Here is a 14,197-nt window from a genome sequence, read left to right as displayed (position 1 = left end):
CACGGGCCCGGTGCTCGGCCGTCTCCCGGGCGGTGTCGGCCTGCCGCCGGGCGGCGTCGGACTCGGCGGCGCCCGCGCGGGCTGACTCGGTGGCGGCCAGGGCGTCGCGCTCGATCTCGTCGAGCCGGTCCAGCACAGCGGTCAGCGCCCCGGACAGCTCGGCCACCGGCCCGGCGAGCGCGCCGACGTGCTCGCGGAGCCGGTCCGCGTCGAGCGCGAACGCCCCGGTCCCGGTGTCGAGGCCGAGAGCACCGAGGGCCTCCCGCTCGGCGCGGGCCATCTGCGCGCACGTCCGCCCCTGCTCCCACCGGGTGTCCCGGCAGAACGACCGCGGACGGCCGCCCTGCGGCCCGGGCGGGGGCAGCTCCGCCCGGCACCGGCTGTATCCGCACCGCACCACCGTGTCCGTCACGCCGGCCATGCTAGCAGTTCCAGTTCTACGAACTGCTACATGGTTCCAGGTTTGTTTATTCGAACTACTACAACACGGGATAATGCAGAGAATCCCGGGTTGTCCGCGCCATGGGTGCTCCGACCGACGCCGGGGCGCGCGGGAGCACACGGGGCACCGTCGTGGAGAGGGACCGCCGGGGCGGTGGAGGGTGCGCGGTCAGGCCGGAGCGGAGGCGCCGAACCACTCCGCGATCATCGCCGCGACCACGTCGCTGTCGGTGTCCGTCATCGGCATGTGGCTGTTCCCCGCCCGGCCGGCGGCGGGCAGATCCAGGTGCTCGACGGGCCCGGCCGCTCCCCCGGCGTAGGCCGACCACTGGGCCCGGAGCTGCCGGTACAACGGGGTCCGGTCGAGGAAGTCCCCGGACAGGCCTCCTGCTCGGTGCGCAGCAACGCAGGGGTGGCCCCGCTGGAGGAAGTACTGGAGCCGGCCCTCCCGGCGGCGGAGGAGGCCGAGCGTAGCCGCGCAGACCCGGGCCACGATCCCCGACGATAGCCTGGCCGGGAACCGGGCGGGAGGAGCAGCGATGGGCAGGACACCGTGGTTCGGGCCGGAGCGGGCCGGGTGGGGACTGCGCCCGCGGACCTGGCAGGGCCGGGTGGCGACGGCGGCGTTCGCCGCCGCACTGCTCGTCGTCGCCGCGGTCGGGCACTGACCGTGCCCCCGGTCCCGCGCCCCCACGACCTCGACGCCGTCCGCGACTCCTACGACCGCGTCGCCGACAACTACGTCGACATGGTCGTCGCCACCGGCCTCGGTGACGTCCGCACCCACCCCTGGCTCCGGGCCGCCATGGACACCTTCGCCGACGCCGTCGCGGGCCGCGGGCCGGTCCTCGACGTCGGCTGCGGGCCGGGGCAGGTCACCGCCCACCTCGTGGAGCGCGGCGTCGACGCGTCCGGGATGGACCTCTCCCCCGCCATGATCGCCCACGCCCGGCGCCTGTACCCGCACTGCCGGTTCTCGGTCGGCTCGGCCACCGAGCTGGCGGTCCCCGACGCCTCGCTCGCCGGAGTCCTGGGCTGGTGGTCGCTGTTCCACCTGCCCCGCGACGTCCTGCCGCACGTCCTGGCCTCCTTCACCCGCGCCCTCGCCCCCGGTGGGCGGCTGATCCTGGCGACCCACGTCGGCGATGGCGAGCTCGAACGCACCGAGTGCTACGGCGGCGTGCCCGTCCGCTGGACCACCCACCTGTGGCGGCCCGAACAGCTGCGCGACCTCCTCGGGCGGGCCGGGCTGCACCCCGAGGCCGAGCTCCTCCTGCACCCCGACGAGCGGACCGGCCCGGGCGTGGTGATCACGGCGCGGGCACCGGGACCGGCAGGATGACCCCGTGACCGACCCCGCCCCCACCGGCGTCCCCGGCGCCGAGCTGCTCGCGCCGCAGGTGGACCTCCCGCTGACCGAGCAGGAGGCCGCCTACGTCGCGGCCGCCCGGTCGGCCAACACCCGTCGCGGCTACGCCTCGGACTGGCGGGAGTTCAGCAGCTGGTGCGCCCGGCACGGGCACGAGGCGCTGCCTGCCGCCCCCGAGGCGCTGTCCGGCTACATCACCGAGCTCGCCGGGGCCGGGGCGAAGGTCGGGACCATCAGCCGCCGGCTGTCCTCGATCCGGTTCGTGCACGTCATGCGCGACCTGCCCGACCCCACCGACGCCCGCCGCGTCACCGCCGTCTGGGAAGGCATCCGCCGCACCCACGGCGCCCCGCCGGTCCAGGCCCGGCCGCTGATGCCCCCCGATCTCGACGACGTCGTCGGCGCCTGCCCCACCACGCGCAGCTACGCGACCCGCCCGGGTGAGGACGACCTCGCCGGCCTGCGCGACCGGGCCCTGCTGCTGGTCGGGTTCTTCTCCGCGCTGCGCCGCTCCGAGCTGGCCGCGCTCACCGTCGCCGACGTCGCCGACCACCCGCGCGGCCGCGTCCTGTCGATCCCCCGGTCCAAGACCAACCCGTACGGCACCGAGCCCGAGCTCGTCGTCCTCCCGCACGCGCACCGGTCCGCACGCTGCCCGGTCACCGCGCTGCGGACCTGGCTCGACGCCGCCGGGATCACCGAGGGCCCGGTGCTGCGCAAGGTCACCCGCGGCAACCGGGTGACCGACCGGCCGCTGCACCCGGAGTCGGTCAACGAGATCGTCCAGCGCGCGGTGGCCCGTGCCGACATCGGCCCCGGCCCCTGGTCGGCGCACTCCCTGCGCGCGGGCCACGTCACCTACGCCCACCAGCGCGGCGCCTCCGACCGGGCCATCGCCCACCAGACCCGGCACCGCTCCCTGGCCACCGTCGGCGCCTACATCCGCATCGACAACGCCTGGGAGGACAACTCCGCCGCCCTGCTGGCAGGTCTGTAGCCGTGCCCCTCCACCCGCCGATCGAGCCCCACGACGCCGGAACCCTCACCACCGACGATGGCCAGGCCCTCCACTGGGAGACCTGCGGCAACCCCGACGGGCGACCCGCCCTGCACCTGCACGGCGGGCCCGGATCGGGGGCCTCGGCCGGGGCACGCCGGTACTTCGATCCCGAGCGGTACCGGATCGTGCTGCTCGACCAGCGCGGCTGCGGCCGCAGCAGGCCGCTCGCCTCCGACCCCGCCGTCGACCTGGGGCGCACCCAGACCACACAGCTGCTCCTCGACGACATCGAGCGGCTCCGCGAGCTGCTGGCCGTCCCCTCCTGGATCGTGCAGGGCGGCTCCTGGGGCAGCACCCTCGCCCTCGCCTACGCCCAGGCCCACCCGCAGCGCGTCGACGCGCTCGTCCTCGCCGCGGTCGTGACGACGACCGAGCGGGAGATCCGCTGGGTCACCGAGGACATGCGCCGGATCTTCCCCGCCGCGTGGGACCGCTTCGCCGCCGCCGTGCCCGCCCACCTGCGTGGCATCCGCCTGGTGGACGCCTACGCGACCCTGCTCGCCGACCCCGACCCGGCCGTGCGCGAGGACGCCGCCCGCGAGTGGTGCCGCTGGGAGGACACCCACGTCTCCCTCGTGCCGGGCCACCGGCCGAGCCGACGCTACGAGGACCCGGCGTTCCGGCTCGTCTTCGCCCGGCTGGTCACGCACTACTGGCGGCACGCCGCGTTCCTCCCCGACGGCGCCCTGCTCCGCGGCGTGACCCGGCTCGCCGGGATCCCCGGGACCCTGATCCACGGCCGGTACGACGTCAGCGGCCCCCCGGACATCGCCTGGGACCTGCACCGGCGCTGGCCGGGCAGCGAGCTGCGGATCATCGACGACGCCGGGCACGGCGGCGCCGGGGCGTTCACCGACGCCGTCGTCGATGCGCTCGACCGGGCCGTCGACCGACCCCGCTGACCCGGCGTCTGCACCACCCCGCACACCGGCCACCGGGCCGGGCCACCGGATCCTCCCCGGCCGGCGCCGGCTCCTCCGGGTCCGGGCGGTTCGGTTGTCGTCGTTTCGTCGACGGTCCGTTGGCGTCAATGTTTCATTGACGGCGAAGACTGCGACGTCACGCCGAGCCGGGGGCCGCCGGCGGCCGCTCGTCCGCACGGCCCTCGCCTCCGCCCTGGACGCGATTGACGTGAGAACCCGTCCACTCCCGGCGGCACGCCCACGTGTCCTGAGGACGCACGGGCACGGGCGTCGACAACCGGCCGGGCCGGGGAGCCGAGGCCAGACCCGCGCCCCCGGCCTCGCACCGGACCGGACCGGACCGGACCGCCTGATGATTCGCGCCGGCCGGGTACCGCCGGCACGGCCGGCCCGGTCACGGCCGTTCCGGCCCGACAGCGCGAGCCGGTCTCCTCTCCCCCGGCTCCGCAGCCGGCGGGTGTCGCCGCTCGGTTGACCGCACGTCGGCGTCAATGATTCCTTGACAACGTGAGTCGCGGCGCTTCGACCCCCGACACGTTGACCCTCTGTCCGCAGCGGCTCTAGATTCGAGCGATCCCGGTGCCGACTCCGTGCACCCCGCCTGTCGCAGGAGTGCACCCTGTCCACGATCCCGCTGTCGTGCCTGGACCTGAACCCGGTCCGGCCCGGCGGAACCGCCACCGACGTCGTCTCCGACGCGATCGTGCTCGCACGCCACGTCGAGTCGCTCGGCATGCTGCGCTACTGGGTCGGCGAGCACCACCTCAACCCGGCGCTCGGATCGACCAGCCCGATGGTGCTGCTCTCGCACCTCGCGGCCCGGACCGGACGCATCCGGTTGGGCGTCGCCGCCACCCTGGTCGCCTACCACCCGCCGCTACGCCTGGCCGAGGACGCGACGCTGCTGTCCGCCCTGTCCGGTGGCCGCACCGACCTCGGGCTGGGCCGGTCGGTCGCCGCGCGCACGCCGCGCACCGTCGGGCTCGACCACGACCGCCCGCATGTCGAGGCCCGGCTGCTCGAACGCGGCCTGGGCACCTTCACCGGACGCTGCGACCAGCTCCTGCGCCTGCTCGCCGGCAAGGAGCCGGGGCTGCAGGGCACGCCGGTCGACCTGCTCGACGCCGTGACCCCGCAGGTCTGGGTGCACGCGGCAGGTGCGGGCGAGAGCGCCGAGTACGCCGCGCGCAACGGGCTGCCGATGGGTGTCGCCTACTTCTCCCGGCCGACCACCGTGCTCGAGGCGATCGACCTGTACCGCGAGCGGTTCGTACCGGGCCCCTACCGGGACCGCCCGCACGTCGCGATCGCGGTGTCGGCGCTGGCCGCGGACACCGAGGACGAGGCCGCCGCACTGGGCTCCGGCTACGACGTCTGGCTGCGCGGGCTCGCCCTCGACGCGGGCGCGCACCACTACCCCACCGCCGACGAGCGGGCCGGTCTCCCCCCGCTGGACCCGGACGAGCACGTCGCGCTGGACGACCGCCTGCGGACCCGCGTCGTCGGCCGGGCGGACGCCGTCGCGCGCCGTCTCGCCGCGATCGTCGAGGCCGCGGAGGCCGACGAGCTCGTCGTCGAGACCGTCGCCCCCACTCTCGACGACCGCCTGCGGTCCTACGAGCTGCTCGCCCGGGCGTGGGCCCGGGTCTGACCGGGCCCACGCGACGGATCAGAGCATCGCCCGCTCGGACGGTTCCACCTCGGCGACCTCGCCGGAGGCGAGCTTCGCACGGAACTCCCGGACCTCCTTCTTGACCACCGGGGCCAGCACGTAGAGGCCCAGGATGTTGAAGAACGCGAGCAGGAAGAGCACCGCGTCGGCGAAGTCGAGCACGCTGCCCAGCGTCAGCACCGAGCCGACGACCACGAAGAAGCAGAAGATCACCTGGTAGACGCGCTCGGACACCATGTTCCTGCCGAACAGGTAGGTCCAGGCCTTCTGCCCGTAGTAGCCCCACGTGATGATCGTGGAGACGGCGAACAGGAACACCGCGACCGCGAGCACGTAGGGGAACCACGGCAGCACCGTGGCGAACGCGTCGGAGGTGATGAGCACGCCGTCGGCCACGTCGGAGCCGCCGCTGGCGAAGGCGGTCGCCTGGGCCTGCTGCCAGAAGGGCGTACCGGCGATCACGATGGTCAGCGCGGTCATCGTGCAGATGACCACGGTGTCGACGAACGGCTCGATCAGGGCCACGTACCCCTCGGTGGCCGGGTTCTTCGTCCGCACCGCCGAGTGCGCGATCGGCGAGGAGCCCAGGCCCGCCTCGTTCGAGAAGGCCGCCCGCTGGAAACCGACGATCATGGCGCCGAGCGCACCGCCCACCACGCCCTCCGCGGAGAACGCTCCCGAGAGGATGAGCCCGAACGCCGTCGGGACCTGCGCGATGTTCACGGCGATCACCAGGAGACAGGCGGTCACGTAGACGATCGCCATCGCCGGGACGAGACGACCCGTGACCGCACCGACGGACTTGATGCCCCCGAACACGACCGCCCCGACGAGCGCGGCCAGCAGCAGACCGAAGACGAACGCGGCGCCGCCGCTGCCGAGCAGACCGGTCTCGCCCCCGGTGACGTTGCGGAGCTGGGCGAAGGTCTGGTTGGCCTGGAACATGTTCCCGCCGGCGACGCCGAAGAAGAGGATCATCACCGCCGCACCGGCGGCCAGGACCTTGCCCAGGCCGCGGCCGAACGCGTTGGGGATGCGCTCGGCGACACCGATCCGCAGGTAGTGCATCGGACCGCCGGACACGGTGCCGTCGGGGTGCACGTCGCGGTACTTCACGCCGAGGGTGCACTCGACGAACTTGGTGGCCATGCTGAGCAGCCCGGCGACGATCATCCAGAACGTCGCGCCGGGACCACCGATCGTGACCGCCACGCCGACGCCGGCGATGTTGCCCAGACCGACGGTGCCCGACAGCGCGGAGGCCAGAGCCTGGAAGTGGGTGATCTCCCCCGGCTCGTCGCGCCGGGTGTAGCGGCCACGGACGATCCGCAGGGCGAGCCCGATGCTGCGGAACTGGACGAACCCGAAGTAGAGGGTGAACAGCACCCCGGCCAGGATCAGCCAGCCCACGATCAGCGGGAAGTCGGCACCGAGGACGGTCACCTCGTAGAAGACGATGTTCGACAGCCCGGTCGAGATCGGGTCGAACACCGAGTTGATGGACAGCTCGATGCTCTCGAGCACGCCGGGTTGCGGCGGTGCCGAGGTCGGTACGGAGGTCATGGAGCCGAACCTCACCCCATGTGAGCACGAATCACAAGAATACGGACAAACGGTTACCGGATCGTCGATTTCGGCCCGGGAGCACGACCTCGAACGAGGTCGGGGTCGCCCCGAATCTCCCGACGGTGGAGACCGTCGGACCGGCCTCCTACCGGAGGGCGTGACCGCCGGCCTGGCCGGGTCGTACGGCGAGCCGGCCGGGACCAGGGTCGAGGTCCCCGCCCGTCTGGCCCGGGTGCGGCGGCGCTGATCAGCTCGGCCGGGCGGGCCGCCGCTGCGGCACGCAGCAGTCGACCGCGCAGGGCGCCCCGTTGCGGGTACACCCCGCGGACGGGCCGGTGCCCAGCCGCCGGGCGGGCACGCCGTCGGAGTGTTCCCGCACGAGCTCGACCACCATGTCGGCGAAGCGTGGGTCGGGTCCGGCGGTGGCGGCGCGGGCGAAGCCCATGCCGTGCTCGGCGGCACGCTCGGCCGCCTCGTTGTCGAGGTCCCACACGACCTCGACGTGGTCGGACACGAACCCGACCGGCGCGACGACGACCGCGGGCACACCCTTGGCGTGCAGGTCGTCGATGTGGTCGACGATGTCGGGCTCCAGCCACGGCACCTGCGGCGGACCGGAGCGGGACTGCCAGACGACGTCGAACTCGTCGACGCCCACCTCGGCGGCGACCAGCGCCGCGGCCTCGCCGACCTGGCGGGAGTAGCGGTGCCCGCCGTCGGCCGGGGTCCCGGCGGCCGCGTCGGCCGAGGTCGGGATGGAGTGCGCGGTGAACACCAGCCGCGCCGCCTCGCGACGGTCCTCGGGCAGCTGGGCCCACGCGGTCCGCACGGCGTCGGCGTTGGCGCGCACGAAGTCCGGGTGGTCGTAGAAGTGGCGCAGCTTGACCAGCTCGGGGGCCGCGTCGCCGACCGCGTCCCGGGCCCGGGAGATGTCCTCGTGGTACTGGCGGCAGGCGGAGTAGCCGCCGTAGGCGCTGGTCGCGAACACCAGCGCCCGCTCGACGCCGGCCTCGGCCATCTCGCGCACGGTGTCCTCGGCGTAGGGCCGCCAGTTGCGGTTGCCGAAGTACACCGGCAGCTCGGTGCGCGCCGCGATCGCCGCGACCAGCTCGCGGTTGCGGGCGTTGATCGGCGAGACCCCGCCGAAGTGCTGGTAGTGCTCCTCGACGGCGTCGAGGCGCTCCGGCGGGACCCCGCGCCCCCGGGTCACGTTCTCCAGGAACGGTCGGACCTCGTCGGGGGCCTCGGGGCCGCCGAAGCTGAGCAGCAGTATCGCGTCGAACTGTTCGGGCACGACCCCGATTATCGACCCCGGCCCGCGCCGACGCGCGCGGGCCGGTACCGGCTCACACGCCGACGGCGTGCACCCCGCCGTCGGCCATGATCATCGAACCGGTGGTGGTCGGCATCCAGTCCGACAGCGCGGCGCACACGGTCTTGGCGACCGGCACCGGGTCGTTCATGTCCCAGCCGAGCGGGGCACGCTTGTCCCACACGTCCTCGAACGCGGAGAAGCCCGGGATCGACTTGGCGGCCATCGTCTTCACCGGGCCGGCGGCGACCAGGTTGACCCGGATGCCGTCGCGGCCCAGGTCGCGGGCCAGGTAGCGGGTGACCGACTCCAGCGCGGACTTCGCGACGCCCATCCAGTCGTAGGCGGGCCAGGCCTGCCGGTTGTCGAAGTCCATGCCGACGATCGAGCTGCCCGGGCCGAGCAGCGGCTTGCACGCCATCGCCAGGGACTTCAACGAGTACGCCGACACCTGGATCGTGGTGGCGACGTCCTCCCACTGCGCGTTGAGGAACGCGCCCTCGCCGAGCGCGCCGGGCGGGGCGAACCCGATGGAGTGCAGCACGCCGTCGAGGCGGGGCTCGTCGCCCAGGTGCGGGGTGACCCGCTCGACGAGCGAGTCCAGCTGCTCCTGGTCCGACACGTCCAGCTCGACGACCGGTGCGGGCTTCGGCAGCCGCATCGCGATCCGCTCGACCAGCCGCATCCGGCCGAAACCGGTGAGCACGACCTCGGCGCCCTGCTCCTGGGCGATCTTGGCGGAGTGGAAGGCCAGCGAGGCGTCGGTGATCACACCGGTGATCAGCAGCCGCTTGCCGTCGAGCAGTCCCATGACGTCCTTTCGAGAGTTCTGCGTGCCCGGGCCGGTGGGCACGGCGTCGATGTCCGCTCCGCGGACCTCGCTCAGTGCCCCATGCCCAGGCCGCCGTCGACCGGGACGACCGCTCCGGTGACGTAGCCGGCGCCGGGCGAGGCGAGGAAGGCCACGACCGAGGCGATCTCGCCGGTGTCGGCGTAGCGGGAGAGCGGGATGGTCCCCAGGATCTCCTCGCGCCGCTTCTCGGGCAGCGCGCGGGTCATGTCGGTGTCGACGAACCCGGGGGCGACGACGTTCGCGGTGATGCCGCGGCTGCCCAGCTCGCGGGCGACCGAGCGGGCCAGGCCGACGAGCCCGGACTTCGAGGCGGCGTAGTTGACCTGCCCGGCCGAGCCGGAGAGGCCCACGACCGACGAGACGAAGATCATCCGGCCCTTCTTGGCCTTCAGCATCCCGCGCGAGGCCCGCTTCGCGACCCGGTAGGCCGCGGTGAGGTTGGCGTCGACGACCTTGGTGAAGGACTCCTCGGCCATCCGCATGAGCAGGCCGTCGTCGGTGATGCCGGCGTTGGACACCAGCACCTCGACCGGGCCGTGTGCGGCCTCGACCTCGGTGAACGCGGCGTCGACGGACTCGGCGTCGGTGACGTCGCAGTGCACCGGCAACAGCCCGCCGGGGATGTCGTCCTTCCCGGAGCGGTACGTCACCGCCACCTGGTCGCCCTCCGCCGCGAACGCCTGTGCGATCGCCAGGCCGATGCCGCGGTTTCCTCCGGTCACGAGCACGCTACGTCCCACGGGGGGTGAACCTAACGCACTACCGGCCGGTACCCGCGAGCGGAGATCACCCTCACGGCAGTCGCCTGCCGAGCAGGATGCCCGCGCCGAGCCCGCTGATCAGGAGCACGAACCCGCCGATCATCCAGGGCCTGCTCGCGTCCACCTCGCGTTCCTCGTAGCCGAGCTCCTCGGACAGGTCGGAGTAGACCGCGCGCAGCTCGGACTCGGTGGCGGCGGTGAAGAACCGGCCGCCCGAGAGCTGAGCGATGCGCTCCATGGAGGCGTCGTCGACGGCGACGGGGGTGCGCCCGCCGTCGAGCTCGATCGTGCCGTAGCTGGTACCGAAGGAGATCGTCGAGACGGGCACGCCGCGGTTCTTCGCCTCGGCGGCCGCGGTGAACGAGCCGCGCGGCTCGGTCTCCCCGTCCGGCCCCGGGACGGTCTGGGTGCCGTCCGAGAGCAGCACGATCCGCGCCGGTGGCGGCACACCCGCCGCGTCCGGGCCGCCCTGCAGCGAGCGGGAGAAGGTGTCGATCGACTGCATCGCCGTGAAGATCGCCTCACCGGTCGCGGTGGACTCGGCGAGCTGCAGGTTGTCGACGCCGTTCTTGACCGCGCTGCGGTCGGTCGTGGGCGAGACGAGCACCGCCGCCGTCCCGGCGAAGGACACCAGCCCCAGGTTGACGCCGGGGGTCAGCTGGTCGGCGAACTGCTTGGCCGCGGCCTGCGCGGCGGCGAGCCGGGTCGGGGCGACGTCGGTGGCCTTCATCGACAGCGACACGTCGATCACCAGCATCACCGTGGCCCGGTTGCGCGGCACCTTCGCCATGGCCTGCGGCCCGGCGAGCGCCACGGTGAGCACCGCCAGCGCCGCGATCAGCGCGATCGCCGGGAGGTGCCGCCACCGGCCCGGCCGCTTCGGGGCGACCGACTCCAGCAGCTCCAGGTTGGTGAACCGCACGACGTCGCGACGGCGCCGCCGCAGCAGCCACACGTAGGCCACCGCGAGCGCGGCGACGACGAGCAACCCGAGCAGCCACCAGGGGGCGGTGAACGTCACGCGAGCCTCCGCGGAGCAGCGGCGTGCTTGCGCGCGACGGCGAACCGCACGATGTCGGCCACCCAGTCGGTGTCGGTGCGCAGGGTCAGGTGCCCGGCCCCGCAGCGGCGCAGCGCGGTGGCCACCCGGTCGCGGTGCTCGGAGGCGGCGGCGGCGAACTCGCGGCGCAGCAGCGGCGTGGTGTCGACCTCGCGCTGGCGCCCGGTCTCGGGGTCGGCGAGCACGACGGTCCCGACGTCGGGCAGCTCCAGCTCCCGCGGGTCGACGACCTCGATCGCGAGCAGCTCGTGGCGGGCCGAGAGCGCCCGCAGGGAGCGCTCCCAGGTGGGCTCGCCGAGGAAGTCCGACACCACGACGACCAGCCCGCGCCGGCGCGGCGGGCGGCGCAGCTCGTCGAGCGCACCGGACAGGTCGCCGCGGGTGCCCTCGGGTGCCGGCGGCATCGTCGCGACCCGGCGGACCAGGCCGCGGGCGTGCGCCAGGCCGCCGCGGGCGGGCAGGCGCTGCGTCGACTCCCCGTTCGCGACGACGGCGCCGAGCCGGTTCCCGCCGCCGGTCGTCAGCTGGGCGACCGCGGTGAGCCCGGCCAGCGCCAGGTGCCGCTTGTCGGTGCGGGCGGTTCCGTAGTCGATGCTGCGCGACAGGTCGACCACCGCCCAGGTCTCCAGCTCGCGGTCGGCGACGGTCTCGCGCACGTGCGGCGCGGTGGTGCGGGCGGTGACCGACCAGTCCATCCGGCGGACGTCGTCGCCGGGCTGGTAGGGCCGCGCGTCACCGGGCTCGGTGCCGGGCCCGGGCAGCAGACCGACGTGGTTGCCCTGGAGCAGCCCGTCCAGCCGGCGCCGGACGGTGAGCTCCAGGGTCCGCAGGGAGGCCTCGAGCCGGACGAGGTCGGCGGACCCCGCCGTCACGCCGGGCCCTGGCCGGCGTCCGGTGCGGACGGCCACGCCGTCGACGCGCCCTCGGGCCCTCCCCCGGGCCGGGCGCTGACCTGCGGCAACGGCACGGTCTGCAGGACCCGGGTGACGATGTGGTCGACCGGCACCTGGTCGGCGATCGCGTCGTAGGACAGCACCAGGCGGTGGCGCAGCACGTCCGGGGCGACCTCCAGCACGTCCTGCGGGAGCACGTAGTCCCGGCCGCGGACCAGGGCCAGCGCGCGGGCGGCGGACACGATGCCCAGCGACGCACGTGGCGAGGCGCCGTAGGCGATCCAGGACGCGACGTCGGACAGGCCGTGCTCGGACGGCAGCCGGGTCGCGACGACCAGCCGCACGACGTAGTCGACCAGGGCGTGGTGCACGAACACGTCCGCCGCGGTGCGCTGCAGCCGGACCAGCTCCTCGGGGGTGAGGATCTGGGAGGGCACCGGCGGGGTGGACCCCATCCGGTAGATGATCTCCCGTTCCTCCTCGACGCCCGGGTACTCGATGATCAGCTTGAACAGGAAGCGGTCGCGCTGCGCCTCGGGCAGGGGGTAGACGCCCTCGTTCTCGATCGGGTTCTGGGTGGCGAGCACGAGGAACGGGTCGGGCATCGGGTGGTCGCGACCGGCGAGGGAGAGCTTGCGCTCGGCCATCACCTCGAGCATCGCCGACTGCACCTTGGCCGGCGCGCGGTTGATCTCGTCGGCGAGCACGAAGTTCGCGACGACCGGACCGAGCTCGACGTCGAACTCCTCGCGGCCCTGCCGGTAGATGCGGGTGCCGAGGATGTCGGCGGGCACCAGGTCGGGGGTGAACTGCAGCCGGGAGAAGCTGCCGCCCACGACCGTCGCGAAGGTCTCCACGGCGAGGGTCTTCGCGACGCCGGGAACGCCCTCCAGCAGCAGGTGCCCCTTCGCGAGGAGCCCCACCAGCATCCGCTCGACGAGGCGGTCCTGGCCGACGATCACCCGCTTCACCTCGAGCACCGCACGCTCGAGCCGCTCGGCGTCGCGGGCGGGGGTGATCGGGTCCGGACCGGTCGAGGCAGTCGTGCTCACCGAGCCATCCCACCGTGCGGCCCGTGTGACGACGGTGAAACGCGCGGGCGGCCGCCGGGCCTGGTCGCGGTAGTCCTACTTCCTATAGGATCGATGACCTCCGCACCGCCAGGACGAGGGGACCGCGATGACGCGCCTGTTCAACGACCCGGACGACTTCGCCGCCGAGATGACCACCGGGCTCGCCGCGGCCTCCGCGCGCTGGCTCCGGGCCGTCCCGGGCGGGGTGGTGCGATCGACCGAGGCCGACGGGCCGACGGTGTCGCTGGTCGTCGGCGGCGGGTCCGGGCACTACCCCGCCTTCGCCGGGCTCGTCGGTCCCGGGCTCGCGCACGGCGCGGCGATGGGCAACCTGTTCGCCTCGCCCTCGACCCAGCAGATCCACTCCGTCGCCGCCGCGGCGGACCGGGGCCGCGGGGTGCTGATGTCCTACGGCAACTACGCCGGCGACGTCCTGAACTTCGACGCCGCCCAGGCCCGGCTGCGCGATGCCGGGGTGGACTGCCGCACCGTGGTGGTCACCGACGACGTCTCCAGCGCCGCCGACCCGGCACTGCGCCGCGGGATCGCCGGGGACCTGTGCGTGTTCAAGGTCGCCGGCGCGGCCTGCGAAGCCGGTCACGACCTCGACGGCGTCGAGCGCGTCGCCCGGCTGGCCAACGAGCGGACCCGGTCGCTGGGCGTCGCCTTCGACGGCTGCACCCTGCCCGGCGCGGGCTCGCCGCTGTTCACCGTGCCGGACGGGCGGATGGCGGTCGGGCTGGGCATCCACGGCGAGCCGGGCATCGACGAGACCGACGTGCCCACCGCGGCCGGGCTCGCCGAGCTTCTGGTCCGCGGCCTGCTCGCCGAGCGGCCCGCCGGGGCCGGTGACCGCGTCGTCCCGATCCTCAACGGCCTCGGCTCGGTCAAGTACGAGGAGCTCTACGTCGTCTACGGCGCCGTGCACCGGCTGCTCGGCGAGGCCGGGCTCACCGTCGTCGACCCCGAGGTCGGCGAGTTCTGCACCAGCTTCGACATGGCGGGCGCCTCGCTGACCCTGCTCTGGCTCGACGACGCCCCCGGCGAGCTGGAGCGGCTGTGGACCGCCCCGTGCGACACCCCCGCGTTCCGCCGCGGGGCGGTCGCCGGGCACCACGGCACCACCGCCGCACCGCAGGACACCGCGGCCGGCGCGCCGGCCGCGGTGCTCGAGGGATCGCCGGGGTCGCGGGCCTGCGGTGCGCGGGTCGCCG

14 protein-coding genes and 1 pseudogene are annotated in these 14,197 nt (G+C 74.1%); 6 read left to right on the top strand and 9 right to left on the bottom strand.

Annotated elements, in window-relative coordinates:
* Together NH602_RS19125 and NH602_RS19120 are read right to left on the bottom strand one after the other, a co-directional pair.
* Window positions 1–412: pseudogene (locus tag NH602_RS19125) on the bottom strand (hypothetical protein); the annotation flags it as partial.
* Window positions 413–610: 198 nt separating this feature from the next.
* Window positions 611–934, bottom strand: coding sequence for a hypothetical protein (locus NH602_RS19120; protein WP_253068513.1), 324 nt, complete (start codon window positions 932–934; stop codon window positions 611–613).
* 46 nt (window positions 935–980) lie between these two features.
* On the opposite strand from NH602_RS19120, the gene NH602_RS31435 reads away from it, so the two are divergent.
* From NH602_RS31435 to NH602_RS19100, 5 genes are all read left to right on the top strand, one after another.
* Complete coding sequence (locus tag NH602_RS31435; RefSeq protein ID WP_256495172.1) at window positions 981–1,109, top strand: hypothetical protein; 129 nt, start codon at window positions 981–983, stop codon at window positions 1,107–1,109.
* A 2-nt stretch (window positions 1,110–1,111) separates the two neighbouring features.
* Window positions 1,112–1,783 (top strand): class I SAM-dependent methyltransferase, encoded by a 672-nt coding sequence (locus NH602_RS19115; RefSeq protein WP_253068512.1) that lies wholly within the window; start codon window positions 1,112–1,114, stop codon window positions 1,781–1,783.
* Between the two features lie 4 nt (window positions 1,784–1,787).
* Window positions 1,788–2,807, top strand: a complete 1,020-nt coding sequence (locus tag NH602_RS19110) for a tyrosine-type recombinase/integrase (protein WP_253068511.1) — start codon at window positions 1,788–1,790, stop codon at window positions 2,805–2,807.
* 2 nt (window positions 2,808–2,809) lie between these two features.
* Window positions 2,810–3,772, top strand: coding sequence for a prolyl aminopeptidase (gene pip / locus NH602_RS19105; RefSeq protein WP_253068510.1), 963 nt, complete (start codon window positions 2,810–2,812; stop codon window positions 3,770–3,772).
* 622 nt (window positions 3,773–4,394) lie between these two features.
* On the top strand, window positions 4,395–5,444 hold the full coding sequence (locus NH602_RS19100) for an MsnO8 family LLM class oxidoreductase (protein WP_083658223.1): 1,050 nt from the start codon (window positions 4,395–4,397) through the stop codon (window positions 5,442–5,444).
* Window positions 5,445–5,462: 18 nt separating this feature from the next.
* Here NH602_RS19100 and NH602_RS19095 read toward each other — a convergent pair whose 3' ends face one another.
* The 7 genes from NH602_RS19095 to NH602_RS19065 all read right to left on the bottom strand — a co-directional run bounded on the left by NH602_RS19095 (window position 5,463) and on the right by NH602_RS19065 (window position 12,962).
* A complete protein-coding gene (locus NH602_RS19095; RefSeq protein WP_073574782.1) occupies window positions 5,463–7,028 on the bottom strand; it encodes a sodium:alanine symporter family protein in 1,566 nt (521 codons plus the stop codon).
* Window positions 7,029–7,278: 250 nt separating this feature from the next.
* Window positions 7,279–8,325, bottom strand: a complete 1,047-nt coding sequence (locus NH602_RS19090; RefSeq protein WP_100877685.1) for a ferrochelatase — start codon at window positions 8,323–8,325, stop codon at window positions 7,279–7,281.
* Window positions 8,326–8,377: 52 nt separating this feature from the next.
* Entirely contained in the window at window positions 8,378–9,154 is a 777-nt protein-coding gene (gene fabI, locus NH602_RS19085) for an enoyl-ACP reductase FabI (protein WP_073574780.1), read from the bottom strand.
* Between the two features lie 71 nt (window positions 9,155–9,225).
* Entirely contained in the window at window positions 9,226–9,936 is a 711-nt protein-coding gene (gene fabG / locus NH602_RS19080) for a 3-oxoacyl-ACP reductase FabG (protein ID WP_073574779.1), read from the bottom strand.
* Between the two features lie 52 nt (window positions 9,937–9,988).
* The gene (locus NH602_RS19075; protein WP_073574778.1) at window positions 9,989–10,978 is read right to left on the bottom strand and encodes a VWA domain-containing protein; all 990 of its coding nucleotides are present in this window, start codon (window positions 10,976–10,978) and stop codon (window positions 9,989–9,991) included.
* Complete coding sequence (locus NH602_RS19070) at window positions 10,975–11,889, bottom strand: DUF58 domain-containing protein (RefSeq protein WP_073575296.1); 915 nt, start codon at window positions 11,887–11,889, stop codon at window positions 10,975–10,977. Before NH602_RS19070 ends, NH602_RS19075 begins: the two co-directional genes overlap by 4 nt.
* On the bottom strand, window positions 11,886–12,962 hold the full coding sequence (locus tag NH602_RS19065) for a MoxR family ATPase (protein WP_073574777.1): 1,077 nt from the start codon (window positions 12,960–12,962) through the stop codon (window positions 11,886–11,888). The genes NH602_RS19070 and NH602_RS19065 overlap by 4 nt, the downstream gene beginning before the upstream one ends.
* 127 nt (window positions 12,963–13,089) lie before the next feature.
* On the opposite strand from NH602_RS19065, the gene NH602_RS19060 reads away from it, so the two are divergent.
* Window positions 13,090–14,197: dihydroxyacetone kinase family protein (locus NH602_RS19060; RefSeq protein WP_253068509.1), on the top strand; the 1,108-nt coding region annotated here is incomplete at its 3' end.

The sequence above is a fragment of the Pseudonocardia sp. McavD-2-B genome (genome assembly GCF_024124365.1).
Taxonomy (GTDB): domain Bacteria; phylum Actinomycetota; class Actinomycetes; order Mycobacteriales; family Pseudonocardiaceae; genus Pseudonocardia; species Pseudonocardia alni.
Note: the sequence above shows the minus strand (reverse complement) of the source record. Positions and strands in the feature narration are given on the sequence as shown.